12 protein-coding genes, 1 tRNA gene and 1 pseudogene are annotated in these 14,334 nt (G+C 33.0%); 11 read left to right on the forward strand and 3 right to left on the reverse strand.

The features are described from left to right. Positions 1 to 40: 40 nt before the first annotated feature. Positions 41 to 778, reverse strand: a complete 738-nt coding sequence (gene znuC / locus J4T76_RS06480; RefSeq protein WP_267340133.1) for a zinc ABC transporter ATP-binding protein ZnuC — start codon at positions 776 to 778, stop codon at positions 41 to 43. 93 nt (positions 779 to 871) lie between these two features. Here znuC and znuA point away from each other — a divergent pair, with 93 nt between their 5' ends. From znuA to J4T76_RS06530, 11 genes and pseudogenes are all read left to right on the forward strand, one after another. After that, positions 872 to 1,834, forward strand: a complete 963-nt coding sequence (gene znuA, locus J4T76_RS06485) for a zinc ABC transporter substrate-binding protein ZnuA (RefSeq protein WP_267355521.1) — start codon at positions 872 to 874, stop codon at positions 1,832 to 1,834. A 28-nt stretch (positions 1,835 to 1,862) separates the two neighbouring features. Beyond that, the gene (mepM, locus tag J4T76_RS06490; RefSeq protein WP_267340130.1) at positions 1,863 to 3,224 is read left to right on the forward strand and encodes a murein DD-endopeptidase MepM; all 1,362 of its coding nucleotides are present in this window, start codon (positions 1,863 to 1,865) and stop codon (positions 3,222 to 3,224) included. 159 nt (positions 3,225 to 3,383) lie between these two features. After that, a pseudogene (gene mrcB, locus J4T76_RS06495) lies at positions 3,384 to 5,684 on the forward strand (bifunctional glycosyl transferase/transpeptidase); the annotation flags it as partial. A 10-nt stretch (positions 5,685 to 5,694) separates the two neighbouring features. Beyond that, entirely contained in the window at positions 5,695 to 6,504 is an 810-nt protein-coding gene (mutM, locus tag J4T76_RS06500; RefSeq protein WP_267345443.1) for a bifunctional DNA-formamidopyrimidine glycosylase/DNA-(apurinic or apyrimidinic site) lyase, read from the forward strand. Positions 6,505 to 6,904: 400 nt separating this feature from the next. After that, positions 6,905 to 8,200 carry a Tol-Pal system beta propeller repeat protein TolB gene (gene tolB, locus J4T76_RS06505; RefSeq protein ID WP_416380257.1) on the forward strand — a complete coding sequence of 432 codons (1,296 nt, stop codon included), beginning with the start codon at positions 6,905 to 6,907 and terminating at the stop codon, positions 8,198 to 8,200. A 169-nt stretch (positions 8,201 to 8,369) separates the two neighbouring features. Further along, positions 8,370 to 8,855, forward strand: a complete 486-nt coding sequence (gene pal / locus J4T76_RS06510; protein ID WP_267340123.1) for a peptidoglycan-associated lipoprotein Pal — start codon at positions 8,370 to 8,372, stop codon at positions 8,853 to 8,855. A gap of 64 nt (positions 8,856 to 8,919) precedes the next feature. Further along, the gene (gene ybgF / locus J4T76_RS06515) at positions 8,920 to 9,651 is read left to right on the forward strand and encodes a tol-pal system protein YbgF (protein ID WP_267345441.1); all 732 of its coding nucleotides are present in this window, start codon (positions 8,920 to 8,922) and stop codon (positions 9,649 to 9,651) included. Positions 9,652 to 9,782: 131 nt separating this feature from the next. Further along, positions 9,783 to 9,858: transfer RNA gene (locus tag J4T76_RS06520), tRNA-Lys, on the forward strand. Positions 9,859 to 10,300: 442 nt separating this feature from the next. Beyond that, positions 10,301 to 10,648 (forward strand): hypothetical protein, encoded by a 348-nt coding sequence (locus tag J4T76_RS06525; RefSeq protein ID WP_267345439.1) that lies wholly within the window; start codon positions 10,301 to 10,303, stop codon positions 10,646 to 10,648. Positions 10,649 to 10,713: 65 nt separating this feature from the next. Then, positions 10,714 to 10,989 (forward strand): hypothetical protein, encoded by a 276-nt coding sequence (locus J4T76_RS11870; protein ID WP_416380339.1) that lies wholly within the window; start codon positions 10,714 to 10,716, stop codon positions 10,987 to 10,989. A 149-nt stretch (positions 10,990 to 11,138) separates the two neighbouring features. Next, on the forward strand, positions 11,139 to 11,396 hold the full coding sequence (locus J4T76_RS06530) for a hypothetical protein (protein ID WP_443135216.1): 258 nt from the start codon (positions 11,139 to 11,141) through the stop codon (positions 11,394 to 11,396). A gap of 120 nt (positions 11,397 to 11,516) precedes the next feature. Here the strand turns inward: J4T76_RS06530 and pepT are convergent, their stop codons facing one another. Further along, positions 11,517 to 12,746 (reverse strand): peptidase T, encoded by a 1,230-nt coding sequence (gene pepT, locus J4T76_RS06535; RefSeq protein WP_267340107.1) that lies wholly within the window; start codon positions 12,744 to 12,746, stop codon positions 11,517 to 11,519. A gap of 24 nt (positions 12,747 to 12,770) precedes the next feature. Continuing rightward, on the reverse strand, positions 12,771 to 14,330 hold the full coding sequence (locus tag J4T76_RS06540) for an AbgT family transporter (protein WP_267340106.1): 1,560 nt from the start codon (positions 14,328 to 14,330) through the stop codon (positions 12,771 to 12,773). Positions 14,331 to 14,334 lie beyond the last annotated feature (4 nt).

Below are 14,334 nucleotides of genomic sequence, written 5' to 3' on the forward strand. Positions count from 1 at the left end.
TATCTTTTGTTCCTATTTTAGGTATGAATGTTCAATTATTTTAGTGTTCATTAGCATGTTTACAAAGATCATGTTGATGGTTGTGATGATGTTTATAAACAGCGATTTGAGATGCACCTTGTTGACCAAAAAGAGAAATAAATTCTGGATCATTTGAAACAATAGCGGGTGTGCCTGAACAACAAATATGATGATTTAAACAGATGACTTCATCCGTTTTAGCCATTACCAAATGCAGATCATGTGAAACCATTAAAACACCACAATTAAACTGTGTTTTGGCACTACTAATCAAATCATATAATAGAACTTGTCCATTAACATCAACTCCTTGTGTTGGCTCATCTAGGATTAATAGCTGGGGACGTTTAGCTAATGCCTGAGCAAGTAGTACTCTTTGTAGTTCGCCTCCAGACAATTGGTGCATTGATTTATCAATTAAATATTCTGCTTTTACCATAGAAAGAATGTTTAAAATATTTTTTTTATTTAATCGTTTATTCAAACACATAAAACGCTTTACAGTAATGGGTAAGGTCGGATTTAATTTGATTGATTGCGGAACATAACCAATTGTTAAGTTAGCAGAACGAGTGATCGTTCCTGAGGTATAAGGCATTAATCCCAAAATGACTTTAACTAAAGTTGATTTACCAGCACCATTTGGTCCTAGTAATGTCACAATTTGATTTGTCCTAATTGATAACGAAACATTATGTAGAATTTTTTGGTTTTTTATTTCAACTGAAATACCATCTAGCGAAATTAGCTGAGTCATTTTAGCGTGAATCCTTGCTCACCTATATGTTATGTTATATTATAACAATAATGTGATATATTCTACCATATTTTATAAACATAGGATAATGATGTGAAAAAAAATGCTCGAATTAAATTTAATCAATTATTGCGGTTTTTAACAATCATAAGTCCATTGCTCATTATTAATGGATTTACTTTAGAGGCTAATGCAAACATTATTTCTTCTGTTAAGCCTATTGGGTTTATTACTCAAGCGATTTGTGATGGCGTAATAAAGACTGATATTTTATTACCTGATGGAACTTCTCCGCATACATATTCTTTAAAACCATCGGATTTAGCTAAAATAAAAACAGCTGAATTGATTATTTGGGTTGGTGATGATTTAGAAACTTTCATGCCTACAGTTTTGAAAAATTTTGATAAAAATAAACAGATTGAATTAATGGATATACCAACCATTAAAAGTTTACTACGAACCAGTACAAATAATCATGATCAACAAGAAATACATACTCATAACGACGATTCTAATCATGATCATCATCATGGTGAATACGATGAGCATATTTGGCTTTCCCCAAAAATTGCCAAAGAAATTGCGCAAGCAATACATGATAAACTTATAAGTATATATCCAGATAAAAAAGACATTATCGATGAAAATTTAAACGAATTCGCCATTAAACTAGCTGAAACAGAACAAAACATTGCAAAAAAACTCATTAACGTACAAAATAGCGGATATTTTGTTTTTCATGATGCCTATGGGTATTTTGAATCGCAGTTCGGATTAAAAAATCTAGGTAGTTTTACTATAAATCCAGCAGTACAGCCAGGTGTTCAAACCGTTTATTCTATTAAACGAGAATTAAAAGAACATCAAGCTGTATGTGTATTTAGAGAGCCACAGTTTAGCCCTGCAGTTATTGAAAAAATAGTGAATGGAACAGATGTTCGTATTGGGGAATTGAATCCTTTGGGTACAGATATCACTTTATCGAAAAATGCCTATTCACAATTTTTATTAAGATTGACACAGCAACTGTTGGATTGTTTAGATAAAAAGTAATATAGATAATAAATAGTTAAGGTTAATTTTGGCAAGTAAGATTGAATCCCCTGATATTGAAAAGAATAAATTTAATTTCCCCTATTTTTCACTATTAGGTGTGTTTTTTGTGGTTATCTTATTTACCGTATTATGGCGGCCACTTAATTTGGATCGCACGGTATATGTTCCTTTGACTCCTCAAGTTGAAACGACAGTAAAAGATAGTATTAATTCTCCAGTTGTTGTTGGCGATGGTCGAATTGAAGTTGTTGGCAGTAAGTCAAAAATAGAACAAATTACTGAATCTTCAGATGTGCCTGAGGATGAAATAGTTAAAGATGAGTTAGATGACATTATTGAAGATAAGGGTAATACTGTGCAATATACTATTGCGCGGGGTGATACTTTACATGATATTTTACTGAGGTATAACGTTAATAAAAGGGATGTTTACCAATTAACAACTAATTTTAAACAGCTAGCCAATTTAAGAATTGGACAGCAAGTTAGTTGGACTACAGATGACTCCCATAATTTGCAAAGTTTTAGTTGGATAATATCCAGTAACAATATCAGAATTTACGAAAAATCAGGCAATAAATTTATTGAAAGCTCTGAAACTGTAGAAGTAGTACCACAGGATGTAATTATAAAAGGGGATATAAAAACCAGTTTCGTTGCTGATGCTCGTAAAAGTGGGTTAACGAGTAGTGAAATTGGTGTCATTACTCGTGCTTTACAATGGCGTTTAGATTTTCGTCGTTTAAAAGTTGGCGATAAATTCTCGATAATTTTATCACGTGAAGTCCATGGTAAACGTTTGTCAAATAGCCAATTAATCGGTGTTCGCATTAAAAATGGTAGTAAAGATTATTATGCTATTTTAGCTGATGATGGTAAATATTATGATATTAATGGTGGTAGCTTATCTCAAAGCTTTTTCCGATATCCTTTAGAAAAGCAGGCTCGCGTATCATCAGGATTTAATCCCCGTCGCTTAAATCCAGTTACTGGTATCGTTACACCTCATAATGGTGTTGACTTTGCCGTCTCTCGAGGGACACCTGTTTTATCGGTAGGTAATGGTGAAGTGGTTATTGCCAAGTACAGTGGTTCGGCAGGAAACTATATTGCTATTCGTCATGGACGGCAGTATATGACAACTTATATGCATTTGGATAAAATCTTGGTAAAACCTGGTCAGCAGGTTAAGCAGGGTGATAAGATTGGTCTTTCTGGCAACACTGGACGATCGACAGGTCCTCATTTACACTTTGAGTTACATATTAATAATAAACCAGTTAATCCATTAACAGCAAGCTTACCTATCTCAGAAGGATTAACCGGTAAGTCCAAAAAAGCATTTTTGTCAAAAGTTAAAGAGATTAGTTCCCAATTAAATTTTTAAAATTTATAGATTAATTTTATATTAAAACGTACCCATTTCCTGAAACTTCTTAACAAAAAAGAAGGTCAGGGTATCTTTAAAAAATTATGCTATTATAAGAGTAATTTTTATTGAATAATAAATGTTAGGTGCAGCTTGAATAAATCAACAAAAACAACCAAAAAACGATCTTCTAAAAAGGTTAAGAAAAAGACTGTATGGCGACGACTTTGGTCGCTTTTGTTTAAACTATTTCTTGTTTTTGCCGCTGTAGCTATAATTTATGGTATCTATCTTGACCAGCAAATCAAAGAACGTATTGATGGTAATGTTTGGGAGCTACCTGCTGCAGTTTATGGTCAAATTATCGATCTTGAGCCAGATAGTGAATACAGTTTAAGTGATGTAGTAACTATGTTAGTAGGGGCTCAATATCGCCAGCAAGACACTAAAGCTACTCGTCCTGGGGAGTTCATTGTTAGTAACGATACAGTAGAAATTTATCGTCGACCTTTTACTTTTCCTGATGGTGAAGAACAAGCATTTCGTGTCAAAATATCATTTTATGAAAATCGTATTGATCGTATTACTAATTTAGATACTGGCCGTGATTTTGGGTTACTTCGAATTGATCCTAAATTAATTACTATGCTGCATTCTCCTAATGGTGAGCAGCGATTGTTTGTACCATTAAAAGAATTCCCCGATTCACTCATACAAACATTAATAGCCACTGAAGATAAGCGTTTTTACAATCATTATGGAGTGAGTTTATATTCTATTGGACGGGCAATTTTTGTTAATTTAACGACAGGTCGTACAGAAGGTGGCAGCACCTTAACACAACAGACAGTAAAAAATCTCTTTTTGACTAATGAACGTAGCTTAAGTAGGAAGATCCGTGAAGCTTATATGGCTTTGATTTTAGATGCTAGATATAGCAAGGAAAGAATATTAGAATTATATCTCAATGAAGTCTATTTTGGACAAGCTGGTAGTGAAGAGATTCATGGTTTTCCATTAGCTAGTTTGTATTATTTTGGACGCCCAGTAAATGAACTTACTTTGGATCAGCAAGCAGTTTTAGTTGGTATGGTAAAAGGCGCATCACTTTATAATCCTTGGACACAACCAAAGCAAGTTCTTGAACGTCGCAATATTGTTTTAAAACTTATTCAACAACAAGGTATCATTGATGATGAGTTGTATAGCTTATTAAGTCAACGCCCACTTTCTGTATTACCTAAAGGAGGGGTTATTTCCCCTCAACCTGCATTTATGCAAGTTGTACGTAGTGAACTGAGAAAGCAGTTAGGGGATAAAGCTGATCATCTTTCAGGAATGAAGATCTTTACTACTTTTGATCCTGTTGCTCAGGCTGCTGCTGAACAAGCAGTAACTAACCAAATAGAGGCATTACGTAAATCCACTAACAAAGATTTGCAAACCGCAATGGTTATTGTTAGTCGAGAAACAGGTGAAATTCGGGTAATAATCGGTAGTGCTGAACCACGTTATCCTGGTTATAATCGAGCATGGTTAACAAGACGATCTATAGGTTCCTTAGCTAAACCTTCAACTTATTTGACTGCTTTAGGTCAACCAGACAATTATCAACTTAATAGTTGGCTTAATGATAATCCGTTATCAATTAAAGTCGATAATGGAAGTTATTGGCAACCGAAAAATTTTGATCGAAAATTTCGTGATCGTGTTATGTTAGTGGATGCTTTAGCGCTTTCACTTAACGTTCCAACTGTTAATTTAGGTATGGAATTAGGGCTTGATGCAAGTAAAAATACTTTAGAAGCATTAGGTGTACCAGCAGATCGCATACCTAATTTACCATCAAGATTACTTGGAGCTTTAGAATTAACGCCATTAGAAACTGCACAAATGTTTCAAACTATTACTAATAATGGTCAACGTTCGCCATTGACTATTCTTCGATATGTTTTAACAGATAAAGGAAAATTGGTTTATCAAAGTTATCCTCAACAATTACAAGCCGTATCAGCTCAGTCCGCTTATTTAACAACTTATGCAATGCAGCAAGTTGTAGAATCAGGTACATCGCGCTCATTAAAAGTCAAATATGGACCATTTAAGCTTGCAGCTAAGACTGGAACAAGTAACGATTCAAGAGATAGTTGGTTTACTGGAGTTGATGGTAAAAATGTTGCCGTTATCTGGATTGGTCTTGATGATCATTCTCCTATGAAATTAACGGGAGCAACGGGTGCACTTAAAATTTATAGTGAATATTTACAAAATAATCCACCTAAGACATTAGTACTTCCTATACCACAAAATATTTTTATGGTCCCAATTGATAGTAATGGTCAGTGGCAATGTGTTGGAAGTGGGGTTCGTACTTTACCAGTATGGACTGCTAATCCACAAAGTTTGTGTTACGGTAGTAATCAGTCGGTGTCTGATAAATCAGCACCATCTTGGATTTCTGAAATGTTAAATAATTAAGTAAGATTATATGCCTGAATTACCAGAAGTTGAAACAAGTCGTCGTGGTATTTTACCTCATTTAAAAGGTCAGACGATTAAACAAATAATTGTTCGACAACCTAAGTTGCGTTGGCCTGTTGATAATGCGATTACACATGCACAAGGACAAGTTATATTAGATATACAAAGACGCGCTAAATATTTATTGTTACAGTTGTCTTGTAACTGGATTGTTGTTCATTTAGGCATGTCAGGTAGTTTACGTATTTTAAAAAATTATCAAAACGCTGAAAAGCATGACCATATTGATCTGGTTTTAGAAAATGGTGTGATATTACGTTACACGGACCCAAGGCGTTTTGGATCTTGGCTCTGGGCTAATTCACTCGATGAAGTATTTCAATTGCAACATTTGGGACCAGAGCCTTTAAGTGATAAATTTTCAGCAAATTATTTGTTTGAAAAAGCAAAAAATCGACATACTCCCATTAAAAGTTGGATTATGGATAATCACATTGTGGTTGGTGTTGGTAATATTTATGCTTCAGAATCATTATTTATGGCAAAAATTAATCCTATTCGAAAAGTCCATACTATAACATTTGAGGAATTTGAGAGATTAGTTAAAGCCATTAAGCAAGTGCTAACTAAATCAATTGCACAAGGCGGTACTACGCTTAAAGATTTTCTGCAATCGGATGGAAAACCGGGCTATTTTACACAAAAACTTCAAGTTTATGGTAGAGATGGTGAAAAATGCCATATTTGTAATGCGGAAATAAAATCACAAAAAATTGGACAACGTAATACTTTCTTTTGTGAACAATGCCAAAAATAATGAACAATTTATTTTTATGTTATTAACTATTTAAAATAATAGATGTAAGTTAAACTTTGTAAAAAAACATCTATATTCATTTTTAAAACTTCATTAATTCTGATAAGTATACATACCAATTTTTCAATTAATTAGTGTTTACTAACTGAGAAGCTAATTATTGAAATGTAGCAAAGAAGTAAATATTTGAAACGTTTTTGCTTTGAAGTGGCTAGACTTGTTACGTGATATCGGATATCTTTTGATAGCATTAAAGTATTTATCTTTTATAAAGTTTAATATGTAGCGCTAATTAATTAGTGGTAGACTATTAAAGTTCAAAGATATTTCAATCGCGTTATTTCTAATTTGCATTTATTTTAATGCAATTTATTTCGCTTTTATTAAGGAATTTAAGATGATCAAATTTGCTTGTCGCTTTTTGATAACTTTATTTGTGTTATTTTACACAATGATTTCTAATGCAGATGTTCGCATTATTATCACTGATGGCGTCAGTTCTGCCAAACCAATAGCTGTTGTACCTTTTAAGTGGACAGGATCTGGTGTGCCCCCACAAAATATTGAAGATATTATTGCTTCCGATTTACGCAACAGTGGTAAATTTAACCCTATTGATGTTAATAATATGCCACAAAAGCCAACAGCTCCTTCAGAAGTTACTCCTGCTGTTTGGGATCAAATTGGTGTTTCTGCTGTAGTTGTAGGCACGATTCAACCTGATGCTTCGGGAAAATACTTAATTAATTATCAATTAATTGATACAGTAACGCGACCTGGTGCAGTTTTAGTACAAAATCAGTATTCTATTGATAAACGTTGGATTCGTTATGCAGCTCATACAGCTAGTGATGAAATTTTTGAATCACTAACAGGTATAAAAGGTGCTTTTAGAACACGTATTGCTTATGTAGTTAAAACGAATAGAGGGCTTTTTTCACACGAATTAAGAGTGTCTGATTATGATGGATATGACCAAATGACTGTCCACCGTTCTAAAGAACCATTAATGTCACCTACATGGTCACCAGATGGCAAAAAACTTGCTTATGTAACTTTTGAAGGCGGTCGTTCATCATTAGTTGTAAAATCATTAGAAACTGGTGCTGTTCAAACAATTGCTGCTTTTCCAAAACATAATGGTGCCCCTGCTTTTTCTCCAGATGGAAGTAAATTAGCTTTTGCATTATCCAAAGATGGAAGTCTAAATTTGTATACTATGGATTTGAGTTCAAAAAAATTAACTCAAATTACGTCAGGGCGTAGTAATGATACTGAACCATCATGGATGCCAGATAGCCAAACAATTGTTTATACGTCGGATCAAGCTGGTCGTCCTCAACTATACACCATTAATATCAATGGCGGAACTCCACAACGTTTAACATGGGATAATACACAAAATCAGAATGCTCGTGTTGCTCCTGATGGTTCTTTTATTGCAATGATTTCGACAAATAACGGTGAACAGCATATTACACGATATGACATAGAAACAAATACTTATCAACGATTGACGGATTCATTTTTGGATGAAACACCCAGTATTGCACCTAATGGAACTATGATTATTTATAGCTCAACTCAAGGATTAGGTACAATTTTGAATCTTGTTTCAACCGATGGTAATTTCAAGGCTAAGTTACCTGCAACTGATGGACAAGTAAAATTCCCTGCCTGGTCGCCCTATTTATAAATAAGGGATTGAAATTTATGCTATATTCTGAATATTAAAATTGTACAAAATGTAATGGCGTTATAATATATAGCGCTATTATTTCTAATTGATAAATTGTGTTATTTTTATAATTAGTAAAAGATAAAATTTATAAGTAATATTTTTAAAACACAAAGGAGTTAATACAATGCAATTTTCTAACTTTCTTAAAGTAGCTGCAGTCGCTTTTCCATTAATGGCAGTTACTGCATGTTCATCAAACAATACCTCTACCAACGAAAGCGGAACTACAAGTATTTCTGCATCACAAAAAGTTTTAGAACAAGTTCGTAAATTACAACAAATGAATATTGTATATTTTGATTTTGATAAATACAACGTTAAACAAGAATATGCAACATTATTAGATACTCATGCAGTTTTCATGCGTGCAAATTCAGGTGTTAAAGTCGTAATCGAAGGTCATGCTGATGAACGCGGTACTCCAGAATATAATATTGCATTAGGTGAACGTCGCGCGAATGCAGTTAAATCATATCTACAAGGTAATGGTGTTTCCGGCGGACAAATGGACATCGTATCTTACGGTAAAGAAAAACCAGCTGTATTAGGGCATGACGAACAAGCTTATTCTAAAAATCGTCGTGCAGTCATAACATATTCTGGTTTCTAATTAGTTTATTTAACGGCTGTTTTATACAGCCGTTTTTTTTCAAGTTTACACCGAGTATAATAATATGCATAAAAAAGCACTGATATTGTTCTTATATCTTCTATTTAACAGTTATGGTTGTGTTGCAGGGAGTTCAGAGTTAGAAAGAACAATTCAAGCACAAGGACAATTACTAGTTGAAAGTCAACAGAAAATTAGTGAATTACAAGCAGATGTTGATACACTTCGTGGTCAATTAGAAGAAACTCAATACCAACTTAATCAGACTATAGAACGTCAAAAAATGATTCTTCAGCAACTGGCTGGTGGTTCAGGATTATCTTCTAATCCTAATTCATTAGGCGATGATATAACTTTACCTACTTCACCTAATAATGATCACCCCCCATCTGATTTATCAAATTGGACAAATTCTGGTAATGATAAAACTGATTATAACTTTATCGTACAATTTGTTAATGATGATAAACAAAATGCTGATTCTATAGTTGCCTTTCAAAAGTTTATAAAAAATTATCCTAAATCAACTTATTTGGCCAATGCTAATTATTGGTTAGGTCAACTTTATTATAAAGAAGGAAAGAAAGATGAAGCTTCATTTTATTATGCTACTGTTGTAAAAAATTATCCATCTTCTTCCAAAGCTGCAGATAGCCTTTATAAAGTAGGAATTATACTATTGGATAAAGATGATAAAAAAAATGCTAAAACTGTTTTTCAACAAGTTATAAGTAAATATTCTAAAGATAAAAAAATTGTTGACCTTGCGAAGCAAAAATTAGCATCACTCAAATAAAATGTATAAATAAACAGCTATTGAGAAAAAATACGAATAAAAGGGTTGCGCTGCTTAGTAATTATAAGTATTATAGCAACCCGAAATCGCTTGTAACGTTAGTTGTTAAGCACAGAGATTTTATTCAATATGGGTTGTTAGCTCAGTCGGTAGAGCAGCGGACTTTTAATCCGTTTGTCGAGCGTTCGAATCGCTCACGACCCACCACTTCCTCTATGTTTTCTTAAAACACTAAAACACTAAAACACTAAAACACTAAAACACTAAAACAGTTCTGACTTGATATACTTAAATTGATAAAAAAATTAACTTTAGTCAACTTTTTTAACGAATATTGGACAATATCTATTGTTGATTTTAAATAGGTTAAGTACAAAAATCGTTTAATTATCAAACTTAGATCCTACCATCTTTATTCATCTTTTCTTAATTCTAAAAAATTATTTTCAATAAAAATATTTATTATTACAAAGGTATTTCCTAATAAATTCATATTACCTATTTTTAATAATATTAAAGTATTTCAATAGGATATAATTGAAAATCTATTTTACAGAGCTGAAAAATAAATTAAGTTTTATGTGCAAATAATAATCATTATTGTTGTTTTAGTATTTCTCACATAATACAACAAATAATAGGAAAAATAATGAAATTAGTTAATCAAGTACTCTTACCTTGCTTATTAAGCTCTAGTGCTTTTATTGTTGACGCTCAAGAAAAAGTTAAAGATGATATTGAAACTATGAAAGTTGTCGCTAAGATTAAGGATAATAATGATCAGAGAATAAAAAAACCATCAATTGCAACTAAAACATTCTTTGATATAAAGGATATTCCTCAAACTATAAACTCATTTTCTCTTCAACAAGAGGAAATATATGGGCAAAATGATCTGAGTATCATAGTAAATAAATTACCTGAAGTAGATGCAACCTATGATATGCGAGATGAAGGTGTCAAAATAGGAGGTTTTTCCGTAAGGCTAATAAATTGAATTATCGAAATCGGTCATAGGATGGCCACTCTTTAAGTCCTCGAATCGGATGAATTTGGCAGCCAATAGAATCACAAAGTTTTTATGTATCTTATAGTAAAAGTTTTTCCCCATACGGAGGTCGAGGTTTAATCACTATTGCGACAGATTCCAAGGCTGTTTATGATGAAAAGCTGCAATATTCTCGTCAATATGAAGTTGGACTCAAAAGTGATTGGATTAATGATAGGCTCTCTTCTCAAATCGCATTTTATAACCTTGAGCTTTATAATATTCGTTATCAACCTGATGCAGTCAACGCTCCTTATAATTGGCAAATTAGAGGTAATGATAGAAGCTAAGGTATAGAATTAAGTGCAATCGGAAAATTGATTAATAATTGGTACATTAATAGTGGTATTGGCTATCAGCAAGCAAAAGTTCATAAAGATAAAAAACACCAGTTAACAAAGGCAAATATTTATCTAATACAGCTAAGCATAGTGGTTATTTGGGTATACGTTTCATACCTCATGAAAATTGGGTTACTGAGCTAGAAATGAACTATAAGGGTTCAATGTTTAATGATGATAACAATCAGATTAAACGGCCTGGTTATGCATCATGGAACGTTGCAATGGGTTATCAAACTCAATCTATTAATTTGACTTTAGCGATAACTAATTTATTAAATAAAGAGTATTGGCGTTCAAGTAGTATGCCCAGTACACCGCGAGCCTTCATACTCACTGCAAGTTATAAATTATGATACTTAATCAATGTTTTTAAGGTTGGAAAGTCGTAACTTCAACTATTTGTGTATTAAAAAAATTTAATGGCATATTAAGACAGTAAAGAGGGAATAGCATTCCCTCTTTTTTCATTATTTTTAAACCTTAGCAGCTAATTCAATAATTTTCATTGTTACTTCAAATGACTTTAAAAATGATGATAAAGGTAAAAACTCAAAACATGAATGAAAGTTATGTGCGCCAGTAAAATAGTTTGGCGTGGTCAGACCTCTTGCTGATAGCGCAGAACCGTCTGTTCCTCCACGCATTGCAATTGTATTTGCTTTAATATTCAATTGCTCAAATGATTGATAAATTAGATCAATTGAACGCTTGTCTTCTCCTAAATAATTAGCTATATTGCTATAAGTATCAGTTATTTGACAGTCAATTTTTGCTCTTGGATATTTACAACTCATAAAACTTATCACCTCTTGGATATAAGTTTTACGTGCTTCGTACTTAGCTAAATCAAAGTCTCGGATGCTTAGTTTTAATGTTGTTGTTCTTTGGTTACCAATAATATCGTTAAACCAGAAATAACCTTCTTTACCTTCAGTATGTTCAGGTGTTTCGAAACTATCAAAACAGTTAATAATATCGTTAGCAATACCAATAGGGTTAATTAAAACATTTTTAGCTGACATGGGATGGGCAGATACGCCTTCAATCTCAATAGTTGCAGATCCTGCATTAAATGTTTCATAAACAACTTCACCTAATTCACAACAGTCAATTGTGTAAGCAAAATCAGGTTTAAAACGATTTAAATCAAGTTTTTTCGCACCGTTTAAACCGACTTCTTCATCTGGTACAAAAGCAACATAAATATCGCCATAGGTACAATTTTGCTTTTGTAATTGATCTAACATCGTCATAATTACAGCAATTGCCGCTTTATTATCTGCACCAAGCACACTTGTACCATCAGTAACAATTAATTCTTCATTAATGTATTTATTCAATTCAGGATGCTCAGTGATTTTAAACCAAATATTTTTATCTTTATTCAACAAAATATCTTCACCAGTAAAGGTGACTCGCTGTGGGTTAATTTTATCTGATAAGGCAACATCAACTGTATCAAGGTGAGCAACGTAACCAATTTTAGGTGCTTTTAAATTATTGCCAGGTAACTTAGCAGTTACAATACTATGCTCATCAAGATGAACTTCTTGTAGATTGAGATCAATTAACTCTTGTTTGAGTAAATTGGCTAATTGTGTTTGCCCTGGCGTAGAAGGAACAAGTGCGCAACCAACCGCACTTTGACTTGGTACACTAACGTAACGTAAAAAACGTTCAACTAATTGTTCTGTAATATTCATATTATTGTAACTCTTTATCGATGACTAATTATTTACTGGTGGATAAACATAACCACTATCAAAGCCGATAGGCAGTCCTAGTAACCAAAATAGCAATAAATTAATTGTTAAGGCAATAAGTAAGCCTGCGGTATATGGGATCATCATTGAACTTAAAGTACCTACTCCAGTATTTTTACAATACTGCTGACAATAGGCAATAATTAAAGGATAGAAAGCAAACATTGGTGTACTAACATTTACTGCCGAACTAATACGATAGGCAGCTTGTGTTAATTCTGGTGAGATACCAACAGACATGAGCATAGGAACAAAAATTGGCGCTAAAATAGCCCATTTTGACGAAGCAGAAGTAATTAAAACATTTAACAGACTTGTTAAAATGATCACGCCAAAAATAGTGACGACCGATGGCAAATGTAAGGCTTTTAAAAATTCAGCCCCACCAATGGCAATCAATGTTCCAATTTGTGAATGTGAGAATATATATAAAAACTGCGCGCAAAAGAATGCAAAAACAATAAAAGAAATAAGGGATTTAGTAATCTTTTCCATTGATTGAACAATATCTCGTGATGATTTAAATGCGCCTGTGATTACTCCATGGATTAAACCAGGAACAGCAAAAAAAACAAATAATAAAGGTACGATGATTTGCATAATAGGTGCTTGATTACTGGTTAAACTACCATCAGATGCACGCAGTAAAGAATTTTCCGGTAACAATAATAATATTAACCCAATAGCAATAATCAAAAAAACACCAGAAGCTATTTTAAAAGCACGATTTTCTAAAGACGTAACAGTGGGTGAATTAGCTAACTTATTAAGTTCAAGATCGTTATTTAGTGGCATAGTTGCTTTTAAGCGAGGTTCAACAATTTTATCCGTTATAAACCAACAAGCAATTAATACAAAGAATGTACCACCAAAACTTAAAAAATAGTTACATAAAACATTAACTTGATAAGATGGATCGATAATTTGTGCCGCACTTTGGGTAAAACCTTGCATAATTGGATCGATGATTGATGGCGTATAACTTGAGCTAAAACCACCTGCTAATCCCGCAAATGAGGCAGCTATCCCTGCTAAAGGATGACGACCTGTTGCATAAAACATCATTGCCGAAACAGGCATTAAAATAACATAAGCAGAGTCAGCCGCAATATGACAAATCATACTGACAAAGATAACAGAGGGTGTAACTAATGTTTTTGGGGTTATAGCCAATAATTTTTTAAGTAATATATTAATATAGCCACTGCTTTCTGCAATCCCTATACCTAATGTGGCAACAATAGTAATGCCTAATGGTGGAAAATTTACAAAATTGGGTACCATTTTAGTAAAAAAATTTACTAAATGATCAGGTGCTAGCATATTAATGACTACTAGTTTTTCTTTAGTTACCGGATTTATAAAATCGAAGCTCAAAAATGAAAGTAATAATGAAGCAACAAAACAGATAATCAAAGCAAAGAAAAAAAGTGTAGTGACGTCGGGGATTTTGTTTCCAATTCGTTCTATAGTGTTTAAAAAGCCACCGGTTCTTATCGGTGACGAGTTTATAGTTTGATTCATAAAA

The organism is Gilliamella sp. B3022 (assembly GCF_028751545.1).
Classification (GTDB): domain Bacteria; phylum Pseudomonadota; class Gammaproteobacteria; order Enterobacterales; family Orbaceae; genus Gilliamella.